This window comes from Mesorhizobium sp. Arg314 (assembly GCF_053714275.1).
Map to the genome: position 1 here is coordinate 61,155 of NZ_JBSKBP010000021.1, position 14,126 is coordinate 75,280.

A 14,126-nucleotide genomic window follows, 5' to 3' on the forward strand; every position below is an offset into this window, starting at 1 on the left:
GGGCGATGGCGGATTTGCGCCTTCGCCCCTGTCGCTTTTCGCGCATTGGGCGGCTGTTTTGAGACGGCGAAGCGGCCCCCGCTCTGGCTTCTATACGGCGCGAGCGACCGGGCACCGCAGACCCGAAGCGGGTCGCACCGGGAACAGCAATATTCTTTCTTTACAGGAAACATAGTTGCATGAAAGTTGACGCCTAGGCAGCGACAGGGTTAGAAAACGCCGTGGAGGCGGATGATTTCAGGTCGAATCGACCTGAAATCGGAATCCGCCTCCAAAATCAAAGAGGAGCATGATGTCGTCCGAAAACCGCTTCACAATTTTCGGCATCATGCTCTAGCCCATGCGGCGTTCCGAACATGCACAATTGATCAAAACCGTTCCTTCCACCGCCCAATCCAGAGGAAAGCCGTCATGGCCGAAGTGAAGTCCGACATCGAGATCGCCCGCGCCGCGAAGAAAAAACAGATCCAGGAGATCGGCGCCAAGATCGGTATCCCGAACGAGCATCTGCTGCCCTATGGTCATGACAAGGCGAAGGTCTCGGCCGAGTTCATCAAGTCGGTGAAGGGCAACAAGGACGGCAAGCTGATCCTGGTCACCGCCATCAACCCAACGCCTGCCGGCGAAGGCAAGACGACCACCACGGTCGGTCTCGGCGACGGCCTGAACCGCATCGGCAAGAAGGCAATCGTCTGCATTCGCGAAGCCTCGCTCGGCCCGAATTTCGGCGTCAAGGGCGGCGCTGCCGGCGGCGGATACGCGCAGGTGGTGCCGATGGAGGATATGAACCTCCATTTCACCGGCGACTTCCATGCCATCACCACAGCGCACAACCTGCTTTCGGCGCTGATTGACAACCACATCTACTGGGGCAACGAGCTCGGCATCGACACCCGCCGCGTCGCCTGGCGCCGTGTCATGGACATGAACGACCGGGCGCTGCGCGAGATCATCTGTTCGCTCGGCGGCGTCGCTAACGGTTATCCGCGTGAAGCCGGCTTCGACATCACCGTCGCCTCGGAAGTGATGGCGATCCTGTGTCTCGCCACCGACCTCAAGGACCTCGAAAAGCGCCTCGGCGACATCATCGTCGCCTATCGCCGCGACAAGTCGCCGGTCTTCGCCCGCGACCTCAAGGCCGACGGCGCCATGGCCGTTCTTTTGAAGGATGCCATGCAGCCCAACCTCGTGCAGACACTGGAGAACAACCCGGCCTTCGTCCATGGCGGCCCGTTCGCCAACATCGCGCATGGCTGCAACTCGGTCGTCGCCACCACGACGGCGCTGAAGCTTGCCGACTATGTGGTGACCGAAGCCGGCTTCGGCGCCGATCTGGGTGCCGAAAAATTCTTCGACATCAAGTGCCGCAAGGCAGGCCTGAAGCCGTCGGCGGCCGTCATCGTCGCCACCGTGCGCGCCATGAAGATGAATGGCGGCGTCAAGAAGGAAGACCTCGGCAAGGAAAACATCGAGGCGGTCAAGAAGGGCTGTCTCAACCTCGGCCGCCACATCGAGAATGTGAAGCAGTTCGGCGTGCCGGCCGTGGTGGCGATCAACCACTTCACCACCGACACCGACACCGAAATCCAGGCGATGAAGGACTTCGTCAAGGCGCAGGGCGCCGAGGCGATCCTGTGCAAGCACTGGGCGCAAGGCTCGGCCGGTATTGAGGACCTTGCCAGGAAGGTCGTCGAAATCGCCGAATCCGGCGCCTCGCAGTTCTCGCCGCTCTATCCGGACGAAATGCCGCTGTTCGAGAAGGTCAACACCATCGTCAAGCGCATCTATCGCGGCGACGAGGCGATCGCCGACAAGTCGGTGCGCGACCAGTTGCATGCCTGGGAGCAGGCCGGCTACGGCAATTTGCCGGTCTGCATGGCCAAGACCCAGTACTCCTTCTCGACCGACCCGAACCTACGCGGCGCGCCGACCGGCCACACCGTGCCGGTGCGCGAGGTCAGGCTTTCGGCCGGCGCCGGTTTCGTCGTCATCATCTGCGGCGAGGTCATGACCATGCCCGGCCTGCCGAGCAAGCCGTCGTCGGAGAAGATCTTTCTGAACGAAGCCGGCCAGATCGAAGGCCTGTTCTAAGACAGGCCCACTTGAACGAAAGCGGGCGCCGCAGCGATGCGGCGCCTTTTTTTGTTCGCACGGATCGCTCAGGCCACCGTCGAGGTGCCGAACTTCTTGATGCCAGCGACCGACATCGAGACGAACTGGTCGAGGATGGTGAAGAAGATATCCAGGCTGAAGCCGAACAAGAAAGCGAAGGTGAACAGGCTGAAGCCTATGCCGGTGACCTCGCCGCCGAGCTTGGTGCCCGGCGCCATGAACCAGGCCAGGATCATCCCGGCCAGCCCGCCGAGCGCGATGCGGTGGATGAGCCGCGCCAGCGGCGGATTGGGCAAAAGCGGGTTGAGGATCATGCGCATGTGGAACATGATGCCGCCAAGCGCGCCGTAGAGCGCCGGCAGGATCCACAGCGCATAGGGGCTTAGCACCTCGCCCAGCGTCTTGGCCTGCAATGTCAGCGTCGAGATCGAATTCGGCGTGATCGTGATGACGCCTTCGCATTGCAGGTTGCGGGTCGCTTCATCGAAATCCGCGTTCACGTCCTCGACCTCGCCCGCCGTTCCGGTGGCGCTGATGACCTCGGTCTTGGGTTGGCCGTTGTCGCCGTTCTTGCAGTCGAAATCCGACTGTTTGAGCGGCTGACTGCTCTCAGTGCCGCTTTGCTGCTGCCCCAGCGCGACCTGCTGGTTGCAGAATTGGTTTATCGCCATCTGCCTCGGGTTCGAGAAATCGAGCGGCGCGCCGGCCTTGGCGGCGGAGGCGGAGAGCTTGCAATAGGCCCATTGCATGCCCCAGATCGGGAACGGCGCCTCCTGCGTCATGAACCCTTGCGCCCTCACCAGCAGCGACGAAAAGCGCTGATCGAGAGAATGCAAATTGTCGACGGAATTGTAGTAAGCGTCTTTGAGCAGCGTCAGGTCGGTCGTCGATGCCGGCCGCGCCGTGGCCAAGCTCAGCTGTTTCTTAGTTGCCCAGACCTGCCGGATGGATTGTCCGAACCGGGCGCTGAAATCGTTGTTGTCGATCTCCTGCAGCTCGGCGCTGATCGAAACGCCCCTGTTGTAGACATAGGTCAGCTTGCCGATGATGATCATCATCGTCACCGACAGCGCCACGAGGAAATAGGTCGCAAGCGCGGTCCGGCGCGACATGTCGCCCGGCGACCAGCCGGTGCGCAGTGCGGCCAGGGTGGAGAACGGCACGGTGCTGGAGCAGTCGTTGAGCACCGATTGCAGTTTCACGACCTCGGGCTGGCTTGCCGTCACATCGGTCAGCTTTTCCGCATCGCCGATCGCCGCGAACAGCGCGCTGTCCTTGAACACGCCGTAGCGGCCATAGCCGGCGACCAGCTTCGCATCCGCAAGCAGGCCGGAGACAAGAGGATCGTGGGATGCCGTCATCTCAGCCCTCCAACGACTAGCCCAGGTAACCCGGCACGAAGCCATATTGCGACGGGCACCCGCAAGGATAGCCGGGAGGCCCGGGCGGCTGCGCCCAGCACCAGAAGAATTGCGTGAAGCAGATCGTTCCCGGCGCGTGCGGCGGTACCTGCGCGAAGGCGGGCCAAGGCAATAGCGCGGCGCCGGCAGCGAGAGCCAGAACGAGGACAGTTCTTGCGACGCGCGCTTTCACTTCAGCCCCCAGCCAACCGCGCTAAACTTCAGAGCAGCGTGACTCTTCGAAAGAATAGGACCGATTTCTGTGAAATGGATCACGTCTTCTTGGATTATGGTTAAGCTCAAAGCAGAGGGCGCCGCATCGCTACGGCGCCTCGCTCCGGTCCGGAGCCGCGCGGTTCAGGCAGCGTTTCGCTTCAAGGCCCGCTGGTTCGATGCATAGATCGTATCGCGCTCAGGCAACTTGCCGGTCTTCAGGCAATCGATCCATTCGGCGGTCTTCAGCACCGCGGCGAAGCGCGACTGCAAAACGATGCTCACCACCCGATGGATGTCCTCGGCCGACGCATAGCCGGCGCTGTTGGCATAGGGCACCGAGCCGCTGGCATCCGAAAGGAACTCGACGGCAAAGCCCATATGCACGGCGTGGATGATGGTCGAAAGATCGCAATTGTGGGTCATGTAGCCGACGACCGCGATCGTATCGATGGCGTTGCCGCGCAGCCATGCCTCGAGATCGGTGCCGGTGAAGGCCGAAGGCAGCGTCTTTTCAACATAATGATCGCGTGCGCGCCTGGCGATCTCCGGATGCAGTTCGCCGCCATGGCTGCCCTTGGCGAAAATCGGCGAAGTCTCCGGCGCCATCTGCTTGACGACGACGATCTTGATGCCGGCCGCCGAGGCGGCATCCATGGCGCGTGCCACATTGGCGACGCTGTCGGCGAAAGGCGGATGCTGGATGGCGAGATTTCCGCCGTTGTAGTCGTTCTGGACGTCGACGACGACAAGCGCGCGGCGTGGCTGGCTGGCTGGTGCTGACATGGCGGTTTCCTTTCGACCGGGTTGATGAGCCGAAGCTAGGCGGGTGTTTCGCGAACTGAAAGTGACCCGATTGACATCGATCGAAATAATTGGGACATTCACCAATCAATCCAAACGATGCCTGCCATGAAGAATCCTATCATTGCCGCTGTCGCCTTCGACGGTATCAGCCCGTTCCACCTCTCAGTGCCTTGCCTAGTGTTCGGCGCGGACCGCACCAAGCTTGGGCTGCCACGCTTCGACTTCCGGGTCTGCGCCATGGAGGAAGGACCCATTCATACCGATGCAGGTCTGAGCATCGTCGTGCCGTATGGGCTTTGCGCGCTCGACGAGGCCGATATCGTGATCATTCCAAGCTGGAAGGACCTCGATGCCCCGCTGGCCGCGTCGTTCAAGGACGCGCTGCAACGCGCGCATCGGCGCGGCGCGCTGATCGTGGGCTTGTGTCTCGGCACCTTCGCCATTGCCGGAGCGGGATTGCTTGCCGGGCGAAAGGCAACCACCCACTGGGCCTATACGGACCAGTTGCAGACGCTGCATCCCAACGTCGCGATCGACGCGGACGTTCTTTATGTCGACGAAGGCGACATCATCACCTCCGCCGGCGTCGCCGCCGGGCTCGACTGCTGCCTGCACATCGTGCGCGCCCGCTATGGCGCGGAAGCAGCACTTCGGCTTGCCCGCCATGTCGTGCTCTCGCCGCACCGGCAGGGCGGACAGGCCCAGTTCATCGAACGCCCGCTTGCGCCGACGCCGACCGCGGACCGGTTCACGCGCGCGCTCGACCATGTGCGGGCGGCACTCGGCGAACCGCACAGCCTCGACAGCGTTGCCGATACGGCCGGCCTCACCCGCCGTACCTTCACGCGCCGCTTCCAGAAATCGATCGGTACCAGTTTCGGCGACTGGCTTGCCGACCAGCGTGTGGCGCTGGCGCAAAGACTGCTGGAGCAGACGGACAAGTCGATGGATATGGTGGCCTTCGAGGCCGGCTTCGGCAGCGCCACCTCGCTGCGCCAGCATTTCGCCGCGCGGCTCAGGACCTCGCCGACGCGGTACAGGCGCGAGTTTTCGAGACGGATCGATCAGGACGTGCGCACGGCTCGCGCGTCCTGAGAACAGCAAGGGCGCCGCATCGACGGGCCCATTGGCATTCACCAATCTGCCTTCAGACAACGTCCTGTGGCGACGGTGCGCGCTTGCGACCGGTGACCATTGCCCGAACCAGATTCTCGCTATGCCGCAGGCTGGCCAGAACCACGCCTCCTACATGAAGCCCGATCAGCACTAGGACACCGTTGCCCAGAACCTTGTGCGTGTCCTCAACCCAGGCCACGCCCCACCAGGCGTCGGTGGTCTGCATCCAGCCAGTCAGCGCAATTCCGGTGATGCAAGCCACAAGCGCCACCACCATGGCGCCGCCAGCAGGATTGTGGCCCAGATACCGCCTTTCGCGGCCCTGTACCACGTCGGCGAGATACGAACGCACGGCGCGTGGCCGGCGAACGAACTGATCGAAGCGCGTATATCTCGATCCGACCAACCCCGCGACAAGGCGAGACGCGATCAGAACCCCGGTGCAGTAGCCGGCCAACTCATGGACCTTCATGATCTCCCCGGAAGAAAGCCACGCCACCGCGACGCATAGGACCAGCGACCAGTGAAAGAGACGAACATAGGGGCTCCAGACCCTGACCAAGGTTTCCCGTGCTGCAACGGTGGCGTTCATGGCGATCAACCGTCGTCGGAATCGGAGCCGACCGACTCCAGCGTCTTGGGATTGAACACGCCTTCTAGCCTCTTGCCGTTGGCGTCGACCGCCTTGGCTTCGTAGCAGCCGTTTTCGGTCTTGATGCTGCGGACCTTCCAGCCCTCGCCTTCGAGCTTCTTTTGCAGTGCCTCGCGAGGCTGCCATTGATCGGTCGGCACGTCGCACCGGTCGGCTGCGAATGCCGGCCCAGCCAGGCCCAGTGCCAGCGCGGTCAGAACGATTGTCCTCATATCGGTTTTCTCCGTCGGTTGATTCCGATGTCGAAAACCTGCGACGGAAAGCTGACAGCAGCCTGAACGCCGGCTTGCTCGCCGGCGCAATGTCGCTTGGACAGCGGACGCGTCGATTGATCGGACCGGCGTTCAGACTACTGTCAGGCTTGTTCGCCAGGAATTGGGCTCGACTGGAGGCGGCGTGCGTGTTCTGTTGATCGAGGACGACCGCGTACTGGGTGAAGCAGTGCGCGACCACGTGGCTGCCGATGGCCATGCCGTCGATTGGAGCGGCACGCTGGAGGAAGCCCGTGAGCATTTGCATGTCGTGACTTATCAGCTGATGCTGCTCGACCTCCACCTGCCGGACGGCATGGGTTTGGAGTTCCTCAAGGCTTTCCGCCGCGATGGTCATCGTACGCCGGTCATCATCATGACCGCCCGCGATCAGCTCTCCGACAGGATAGACGGGTTGAATTCCGGTGCGGACGACTATCTGGTCAAGCCGTTCGATCTTGGCGAGCTGTCCGCCCGTCTGGCCGCGGTGGCGCGCCGCTACGCCGGGAACCCCAACCCGCTGATCCGGCTCGGGCCGGTCGAAGTCGACACTGCCCATCGCCGCGTGCTGGTTGGCGGCAAGGAGATTCAGTTGACCGCCCGCGAATGGACCGTGCTGGAACAATTTCTCGGCCGGCCGGGCGTGACCGTCAGCAAGGGTCGGATAGAGGACGCGCTTTACGCTTTTGGCACCGAGGTGGAGAGCAATACCGTTGAGGTCTATGTGAGCCGCTTGCGCAGAAAACTCGGCCGCGACGTGATCGCAACCGTGAGGGGGCTGGGCTATCGCCTTGTGGCCCGATGAGTTGGCGCTTCAGCCTCGTCGGACGACTGGTCGCCTCGTTGATCCTCGTGACGGTCGCGTTTGGAGTTGTCGCGGCTGCCACGGGAACCTTCACGCTGCATCGCGAAATCAACGAGGCCATGGACAATTCGATGCAAGAGGCGGCCCGAAGGTTGCTGCCGCTCGTCATCGACGACCTCTTTGGACGCGAAACGCTTCAGCCTCCACGCGAACTGGCGGAGGCTGTCTCGGAAGAAGATGGCCAACGGTTGATCTACCAGGTGCGAGACAGCCAGGGTCGCGTAACGCTCCATTCCTATGGCGCCCCGGCCACTCCGCTGACGACCGGGCTCACGCGGGGGTTCTCGGAAGACGCGGGGTGGCGGGTCTACACCGAGCCAGCGGTAAGCGGCACCTTGTTCGTCCAGGTCGCCGAGAGCGACGAGCGCCGCAACGAAGAGACGTTGGAAGCCGCCGCCGGCTTCCTCGTGCCGATGATTGCCCTGACCCCGCTCAGCGCGATACTTGCCTGGTTGACCCTGACACGGTTCATGCGCCCGATCGGAAGACTGCGTGCCGACATCAGCGCCCGCGACGGCGACAATCTCGCCGCGATCGACACCGAGCATCTCCCCGTCGAGCTCGCGGCAATCGCCAAGTCGGTCAACAGGCTGATGCGGCGGCTACACATGGCAATGGAAGCCGAAAAGGAATTCACCGCCAATGCCGCCCACGAACTGCGCACCCCGATCGCCGGAGCGCTGGCCCAGGCCGAACGCATGATCGCCGAGGCAACCGACGACGCGGGCATGAAGCGCCCACGTCAGATCAAGGCGGCGCTCGTCAGCCTGTCCAACCTTTCGGAAAAACTCATGCAGCTGGCGCGCGCCGACGCCGGAATTGCCGCCGGGAAATCGGCCGATCTGGCCGCCGTGGTTGCGCTTGTGGTCGCGGATTTCGAGCAGCATGCCGAGAGCAGATCCCGGCTGAGCCTGGAGATTCCGTCAAACGGCACGGTGGAGGTGGCGATCGATCCTGACGCGCTGGCGATCGTGACGCGCAACCTGATCGAAAACGCCCTTCGACACGGCGCCAAAGGTCGAACGGTGGTGGTTCGTGTCGACGACAGGGCAGGGCTGAGCGTGATCAACGAAGGCCCCGTTGTACCGGCGCCCGACAAGTTGCTGAGGCGCTTCGAGCGCGGAACGACGCATTCCGGCGGCTCGGGCCTCGGGCTGGCGATCGTCAGCAAAATCCTGCAGCAGACCGGCGCGACACTGAGCCTGAATTCGCCGGCATCGGGCCGCGAGAACGGTTTCGAAGCAACGATCCGGTTTGCCTTCGCCGCTGCAAGTCCAGCAAATCCGCGCGACGGTTTCCCGTCTGCAAGCGTGTAGAGCAGACCACAAGAACGCCCGGAACCGCAGGTTGCTCAGCGGTGCGCAACCGCCCGCGCCGGGTTGCCGACGACGGTCGTGTTGGCCGCCACGTCGCGCGTCACCACCGCGCCGGCGCCGACGATGGCGCCCTCGCCTATGCTGACGCCGGCCAGGATGACCGCGCTGCCGCCGATCCAGGCATGGTCGCCGATCGTCACCGGCCTGGCGATCTCCAGTCCGGCCTGCCGGCCGGAGGCTTCGCGATGATGCTCGGCGCAATAGATCTGCACATTGGGGCCGAGCAGCGTCCTCTTGCCGATGCGTACCGGCGCCGTGTCGAGGATGGTGCAGCCGGCATTGAGGAAGGCGCCATCGCCGAGGAACAGGTTGAAGCCATAGGCGCAATGGAACGGCGCCTCGATGCGAGCCCCCTCGCCCGCGCCGCCGAGCAGCGCCCGCAAGGCAGGACCCATATTGCCGCGCTGCCGGGGCGGCAGGCTGTTGTGCTCGAACACGGCATCGCGCGCAGCAACGCGCAACGCTTCCAGCTCGTCGTCGATGCAGCTGTACCATTCGCCGGCCGCCATCTTCGTTCGTTCGCTTGTCGTCATGGCGGCACCTCCAGATTTGTCTGCTGCCAAAGCATAATCCATCGTCAGGCAAAAGCCCGTGGCCAAACGCCCGGCCTATGCTAGCCTGCCTTCATGGAACCGTACGGGGTTCCGATTTTGAGGGGGTCGATCATGCTTTACATCCTTGCACTGCTGATAGGTGTCGTTGCCGGCCTGCGCGCCATGACCGCGCCCGCGGCCGTGGCTTGGGGTTCTTATCTCGGTTGGCTGCCGGTTGCCGGAACTTGGGCGAGCTTCATGGGTCACTGGATTGCCGTCGGCATCTTCACCATCCTGGCCATTGTCGAATTGATCACCGACCAGCTGCCGTCGACGCCGAGCCGGAAAGTGCCGCAGCAATTTGGCGCCCGGATCATTTCCGGCGCCTTCGCCGGCGCGGTGATCGGCGCCACTGCCGGCGCCACGGTCGGCGGCCTCGTTGCCGGCGCCATCGGCGCGGTGATCGGCACGCTGGGCGGCGCCGAAGCACGCGCCAGGCTGGCCGCCGCCTTCGGCAAGGATCCGCCTGCCGCCTTCATCGAGGACGCGATCGCAATCGTCGGCGGCCTGCTGATCGTGGCGGCGGTCGCATGAGCGCCAAAACTTTCGATGCCATCGTCATCGGCGCCGGCCAGGCCGGCACTCCACTCGCCGGCAGGCTGAACGCGGCCGGCATGAGCGTGGCGTTGATTGAGCGCAAGCTCATCGGCGGCACCTGCGTCAACACCGGCTGCATCCCCACCAAGACGATGGTGGCGAGCGCCTATGCCGCCCATCTCGCCCGTCGCGCCGCCGACTATGGGGTGACCCTTTCCGGTCCCGTCGGCGTCGACTACAAAGCGATCAAGGCGCGAAAGGACAAGGTGTCGGGTGCTTCCCGCACAGGACTCGAGACCTGGATCGCGGGCATGGAGAACTGCACGCTCTACCGCGGCCATGCGCGTTTCGAATCCGCCAACGTCGTGCGCGTCGGCGACGATGTGCTGACCGCGCCAAAAATCTTCCTCAACACAGGCGGCCGCGCCTCGGTGCCCGACCTGCCCGGCGTCAACGACGTCCCCTACCTCACCAACTCCTCGATGATGGATCTCGATGTGCTGCCCGGCCATCTCATCGTCGTCGGCGGCAGCTACATCTCGCTCGAATTCGCGCAGATGTTCCGCCGCTTCGGCTCGCAGGTAACGGTGATCGAGAAGGCGCCGCGGCTGACAGGCCGGGAAGACGAGGACACTTCCGCGGCCATCCAGTCCATCCTCGAAAACGAAGGCATCGCCGTTCATGTCGGCGCCGGCGACATCAGCTTCGCCAGGCAAGGCAACGACATCGCCGTCACCTTCACCGCCGGCAAGCCGGCGGCGGTGGGCTCGCATGTGCTGCTGGCGCTGGGGCGCACGCCCAACACCGACGATCTCGGCCTCGACAAGGCCGGCGTCGAGGTCGACCAGCGCGGCTTCATCGTCGTCGACGATCAGCTGCGCACCAATGTGCCGGGCATCTGGGCGATGGGCGACTGCAACGGCAGGGGCGCCTTCACCCACACCTCATACAACGACTTCGAGATCGTCGCCGCCAATCTGCTGGACAACGACCCGCGCAAGGTCAGCGACCGCATCGAAGCCTATGCACTCTATATCGATCCGCCGCTCGGCCGCTGCGGCATGACGGAAGCCGCCGTGAAGAAATCCGGCCGCCGCGCGCTGGTCGGACAGCGGCCGATGACCCGCGTCGGCCGTGCGGTCGAGAAGGGCGAGACGCAAGGCTTCATGAAGATACTGGCCGATGCCGACACCGGAGAAATCCTCGGCTGCTCCGTGCTCGGACCGGGCGGCGACGAGGCGATCCACTCAGTACTCGATCTCATGTACGCCAAGGCGCCGATCTCGACGCTGGCGCGCGCCATGCACATCCACCCTAATGTCTCGGAGCTTCTGCCGACCATCGCCCAGGAGCTGAAGCCGCTCGCCTAAATGCATGTCGCCCAGAAGTGTGCAGCGGTTCTGGGACAACGACATGCATCAAACAAAGACTTAAAAGCGCGTCGCCTGAATCCGGTTCAGCGCGAAGCGCTTTAAGCCCGGCCGGGGCGTTCTCCCGTTTCTGCATTGCTGCGTTGCAACAATGGCGCTTGTGCGCCGGGTGCATCCAGAGCCAGTCTCGATTTGAACCGATTCAGTCCGGACATCCCATGCCGCTGCCGATCCTAGCGCTTGCCATTGCATCCTTCTGCATCGGCACTACCGAATTCGTCATCATGGGCCTGCTGCCGGAAGTCGCGGCCGACCTCGGCGTCTCGATCCCATCGGCTGGCCTTCTGGTTACCGGCTATGCGCTGGGCGTGGTGTTCGGCGCGCCGATCGTGGCCATGGCAACCGCGCGCCTGCCGCGCAAACCGGTGCTTGTCGGTCTTGCCACGCTTTTCGTCATCGGCAATTTCTTCTGCGCCATCGCGCCGAACTACTGGCTGCTGATGGCGGCGCGCGTCTTCACTGCTTTCGGCCACGGCGCCTTTTTCGGGATCGGCTCGGTGGTCGCCGCGAGCCTCGTGCCGCGCAACAAGCGGGCCAGCGCCATCGCCCTCATGTTCGCCGGCCTGACGCTATCCAACATCCTCGGCGTTCCCGCCGGTACGGCGCTCGGCGAAGCCTTCGGTTGGCGCGCCACTTTCCTCGCCGTCGTCGGCATCGGCCTGATCTCGGTCGCTTCCATTGCCTGGCTGGTGCCGTCGGATGTCGCGGAGCCCAGCGGCGGCGGCCCGCTCGGCGAATTGCGCGTGCTCGGCAAACTGCAGGTGTGGCTGGCGATGCTGATCGCCTCGCTCGCCTCTGCCAGCCTGTTTGCGGTCTTCACCTACATCAAGCCATATCTCACCGACGTCTCCGGCCTGTCGACCGCGACCGTCACCTGGGTTTTGTTGCTGTTCGGCGCCGGCATGACCATCGGCAACATCATCGGCGGCAGGCTGGCCGACTGGAAGCTGATGCCGACCGTCATCGCCACGCTGTTCGCCATGGCCGTGCTGTTCGTCGCCTTCGCCAAGCTCGGCGCGGTTGCCATGGTCGCTGTTGCCATCGTCTTCCTGTGGGGCATGCTGATCTTCATCGTCGTGCCGCCTTTGCAGATACGCGTCGTCGAGGCGGCCGCCGAAGGACCGAACCTTGCCGCCACGCTCAACCAGGGCGCCTTCAATGTCGGCAATGCCGGCGGCGCCTGGATCGGCGGCCTCGCCATCTCCTGGGGCGTATCTTACGCCAACCTGCCGCTGGTGGGCGCGGCGCTTGCCCTTATGGCCGTCACGGTAGCCGTGGTTTCGCAGGCGCTCGACCGCAGAACTGTCCTGCAGCCACATCCGGCTGAATAAAGCTCGGCGTCTTCGCCGTAGCAGGCTCGGCGTCTTCGCCGGAGCAAGGTTCGGCGTCTTCGCCGTAGCCGCCCTGCCCCGACGGCCCGACGCGGCTGGACCACTCGACAGCCCGTTCGCAAAAATGCATGTGTGAAACCTCTTCACGCGGAGATATCCCATGCAGAAGACGATCGAGCGTATCGCCGGCGACAGCGAAGGCGTCGCTTACGAATTTCCGGTCTTCCGCTTCGAGGGCAAGGACAAGGCGGCCCCTTCCGCCTATCTGCAGGCCGCCCTCCATGCCGGCGAGTTGCCTGGCGTCGTCGCCATCGACGCGCTGATGCCAATGCTCGCCAAGGCGGAGGCCGAGGGTCGCATCAAGGGTCCGATCACGATCGTGCCCTGGGCCAATCCGATCGGCCGCGCGCAATATCATTTCGGTGAGCATCAGGGTCGCTTCAATCTCGGCACAAGGACAAACTTCAACCGCTCCTTTCCGCTGCTTGCGGCGCCCGATGCCAGGCTCTTGCCGGATGTCAGCCTTGGCGGCGCCGATCGCCGGCTGAAGAACCGGCTCGTGCAGCTCTCGCTCGGCAACGACATCGTCCTTGATCTCCATTGCGACGACGAAGGCCTCGCCTATCTCTACATCCACGCCAGCCTGTGGCCGCAGATGGCCGACTGCGCGGCCGCCATGGGCGCTGAAGCCGTCCTGTTGTGGAGCGAGGACAATACCGGCACCTTCGAAGGCGCCTCGATCATGCCTTACCAGAACGTGCCGACGAGCGTCGCGCGCTTCGAGCGGCGCGTCGTCACCACGGTGGAATATCGCGGCATGCTCGATGTCGATGGCGCGCTGGCTGCGTCCGATGCCGCAGGACTCTACCACCTGCTGGTGACACGCGGCGTCATCCAGGATCCATCGGCGCCGAAATTCGGTAAATTCGCCGGGCCCGTCGTGCCGCTCGAGAACATCGACATGATGCCGTCGCCCAGGGCCGGCGCGATCCTCTACGACGTCAAGCCCGGCGACCGCGTCAGGAAGGGCGACAGGCTGGCGACGATCGTTCACGCGCCCGGCGAGGTCGGCGGCCGCACCGAGGTGTTTGCCCCGCAGTCGGGCTTCATCCTGACCCGTCGCTCCCGCCGCATCATCCGCGCCGGCGAGGATCTTTTGAAGCTCGCTGGCGACGGCAGAAGCGGCGACGCACGCTCCGGCACGCTGGAGGACTGAGCACGCGCGGGCTTCGGCATCGATGTGAAATCCAGTTGCACGAACCTCCATTCGCCGCTATGGGAGTCGCCATGAACATGCGTTCGAACAAGACCGTTTGGTGGTGGGCTCGCTGACAGCGGCCGGTTCGAACGCGCGTGCGTAAAGAGAGGGTGGCCGCAACGGAATGTCCGGGCGGCCATTTGTTTTTTAAAGCCATTCCCGGGTCCGTTGCCCAAAACGCTGAT

The 14,126-nt window shown here is 63.9% G+C and carries 13 protein-coding genes; 8 read left to right on the forward strand and 5 right to left on the reverse strand.

What is annotated here, in order from left to right; translation table 11 throughout:
- Positions 1-411 precede the first annotated feature (411 nt).
- On the forward strand, positions 412-2,091 hold the full coding sequence (locus tag ACWGS9_RS21600) for a formate--tetrahydrofolate ligase (RefSeq protein ID WP_320312107.1): 1,680 nt from the start codon (positions 412-414) through the stop codon (positions 2,089-2,091).
- Between the two features lie 68 nt (positions 2,092-2,159).
- Here ACWGS9_RS21600 and ACWGS9_RS21605 read toward each other — a convergent pair whose 3' ends face one another.
- On the reverse strand, positions 2,160-3,473 hold the full coding sequence (locus ACWGS9_RS21605) for a hypothetical protein (protein WP_454507148.1): 1,314 nt from the start codon (positions 3,471-3,473) through the stop codon (positions 2,160-2,162).
- Between the two features lie 396 nt (positions 3,474-3,869).
- The gene (locus ACWGS9_RS21610; protein WP_454507149.1) at positions 3,870-4,511 is read right to left on the reverse strand and encodes a cysteine hydrolase family protein; all 642 of its coding nucleotides are present in this window, start codon (positions 4,509-4,511) and stop codon (positions 3,870-3,872) included.
- Between the two features lie 126 nt (positions 4,512-4,637).
- Here ACWGS9_RS21610 and ACWGS9_RS21615 point away from each other — a divergent pair, with 126 nt between their 5' ends.
- The gene (locus ACWGS9_RS21615) at positions 4,638-5,627 is read left to right on the forward strand and encodes a helix-turn-helix domain-containing protein (RefSeq protein WP_454507150.1); all 990 of its coding nucleotides are present in this window, start codon (positions 4,638-4,640) and stop codon (positions 5,625-5,627) included.
- 52 nt (positions 5,628-5,679) lie between these two features.
- Here the strand turns inward: ACWGS9_RS21615 and ACWGS9_RS21620 are convergent, their stop codons facing one another.
- Both ACWGS9_RS21620 and ACWGS9_RS21625 read right to left on the reverse strand, forming a co-directional pair.
- Complete coding sequence (locus ACWGS9_RS21620) at positions 5,680-6,240, reverse strand: cytochrome b/b6 domain-containing protein (RefSeq protein ID WP_454507151.1); 561 nt, start codon at positions 6,238-6,240, stop codon at positions 5,680-5,682.
- Between the two features lie 5 nt (positions 6,241-6,245).
- Positions 6,246-6,512, reverse strand: a complete 267-nt coding sequence (locus tag ACWGS9_RS21625; protein WP_454507152.1) for a PepSY domain-containing protein — start codon at positions 6,510-6,512, stop codon at positions 6,246-6,248.
- A gap of 184 nt (positions 6,513-6,696) precedes the next feature.
- Between ACWGS9_RS21625 and ACWGS9_RS21630 the strand changes: the two genes are divergently transcribed.
- Both ACWGS9_RS21630 and ACWGS9_RS21635 read left to right on the forward strand, forming a co-directional pair.
- Positions 6,697-7,356, forward strand: coding sequence for a response regulator (locus ACWGS9_RS21630; RefSeq protein ID WP_454507153.1), 660 nt, complete (start codon positions 6,697-6,699; stop codon positions 7,354-7,356).
- The gene (locus tag ACWGS9_RS21635; RefSeq protein ID WP_454507154.1) at positions 7,353-8,732 is read left to right on the forward strand and encodes an ATP-binding protein; all 1,380 of its coding nucleotides are present in this window, start codon (positions 7,353-7,355) and stop codon (positions 8,730-8,732) included. The genes ACWGS9_RS21630 and ACWGS9_RS21635 overlap by 4 nt, the downstream gene beginning before the upstream one ends.
- A gap of 35 nt (positions 8,733-8,767) precedes the next feature.
- On the opposite strand, the gene ACWGS9_RS21640 is transcribed toward ACWGS9_RS21635, so the two are convergent.
- A complete protein-coding gene (locus ACWGS9_RS21640) occupies positions 8,768-9,325 on the reverse strand; it encodes a sugar O-acetyltransferase (protein WP_454507155.1) in 558 nt (185 codons plus the stop codon).
- A gap of 132 nt (positions 9,326-9,457) precedes the next feature.
- Between ACWGS9_RS21640 and ACWGS9_RS21645 the strand changes: the two genes are divergently transcribed.
- The 4 genes from ACWGS9_RS21645 (at position 9,458) to ACWGS9_RS21660 (ending at position 13,899) form a co-directional block, all read left to right on the forward strand.
- Positions 9,458-9,919 (forward strand): DUF4126 domain-containing protein, encoded by a 462-nt coding sequence (locus ACWGS9_RS21645; RefSeq protein ID WP_454507156.1) that lies wholly within the window; start codon positions 9,458-9,460, stop codon positions 9,917-9,919.
- Entirely contained in the window at positions 9,916-11,292 is a 1,377-nt protein-coding gene (locus tag ACWGS9_RS21650; RefSeq protein ID WP_454507157.1) for an FAD-containing oxidoreductase, read from the forward strand. Before ACWGS9_RS21645 ends, ACWGS9_RS21650 begins: the two co-directional genes overlap by 4 nt.
- A gap of 218 nt (positions 11,293-11,510) precedes the next feature.
- A complete protein-coding gene (locus ACWGS9_RS21655) occupies positions 11,511-12,683 on the forward strand; it encodes an MFS transporter (protein WP_454507158.1) in 1,173 nt (390 codons plus the stop codon).
- A 160-nt stretch (positions 12,684-12,843) separates the two neighbouring features.
- On the forward strand, positions 12,844-13,899 hold the full coding sequence (locus tag ACWGS9_RS21660; RefSeq protein ID WP_454507159.1) for a peptidase M14: 1,056 nt from the start codon (positions 12,844-12,846) through the stop codon (positions 13,897-13,899).
- Positions 13,900-14,126: the final 227 nt, after the last annotated feature.

Bases quoted from the DNA above. Each gene is read 5' to 3' on its own strand.
- ACWGS9_RS21600 (WP_320312107.1), top strand. From the start codon at position 412: ATGGCCGAAGTGAAGTCCGACATCGAGATCGCCCGCGCCGCGAAGAAA.
- ACWGS9_RS21620 (WP_454507151.1), bottom strand. From the start codon at position 6,240: ATGAACGCCACCGTTGCAGCACGGGAAACCTTGGTCAGGGTCTGGAGC.
- ACWGS9_RS21655 (WP_454507158.1), top strand. From the start codon at position 11,511: ATGCCGCTGCCGATCCTAGCGCTTGCCATTGCATCCTTCTGCATCGGC.
- ACWGS9_RS21635 (WP_454507154.1), top strand. From the start codon at position 7,353: ATGAGTTGGCGCTTCAGCCTCGTCGGACGACTGGTCGCCTCGTTGATC.
- ACWGS9_RS21605 (WP_454507148.1), bottom strand. From the start codon at position 3,473: ATGACGGCATCCCACGATCCTCTTGTCTCCGGCCTGCTTGCGGATGCG.
- ACWGS9_RS21610 (WP_454507149.1), bottom strand. From the start codon at position 4,511: ATGTCAGCACCAGCCAGCCAGCCACGCCGCGCGCTTGTCGTCGTCGAC.
- ACWGS9_RS21660 (WP_454507159.1), top strand. From the start codon at position 12,844: ATGCAGAAGACGATCGAGCGTATCGCCGGCGACAGCGAAGGCGTCGCT.
- ACWGS9_RS21615 (WP_454507150.1), top strand. From the start codon at position 4,638: ATGAAGAATCCTATCATTGCCGCTGTCGCCTTCGACGGTATCAGCCCG.
- ACWGS9_RS21625 (WP_454507152.1), bottom strand. From the start codon at position 6,512: ATGAGGACAATCGTTCTGACCGCGCTGGCACTGGGCCTGGCTGGGCCG.
- ACWGS9_RS21650 (WP_454507157.1), top strand. From the start codon at position 9,916: ATGAGCGCCAAAACTTTCGATGCCATCGTCATCGGCGCCGGCCAGGCC.
- ACWGS9_RS21640 (WP_454507155.1), bottom strand. From the start codon at position 9,325: ATGACGACAAGCGAACGAACGAAGATGGCGGCCGGCGAATGGTACAGC.
- ACWGS9_RS21645 (WP_454507156.1), top strand. From the start codon at position 9,458: ATGCTTTACATCCTTGCACTGCTGATAGGTGTCGTTGCCGGCCTGCGC.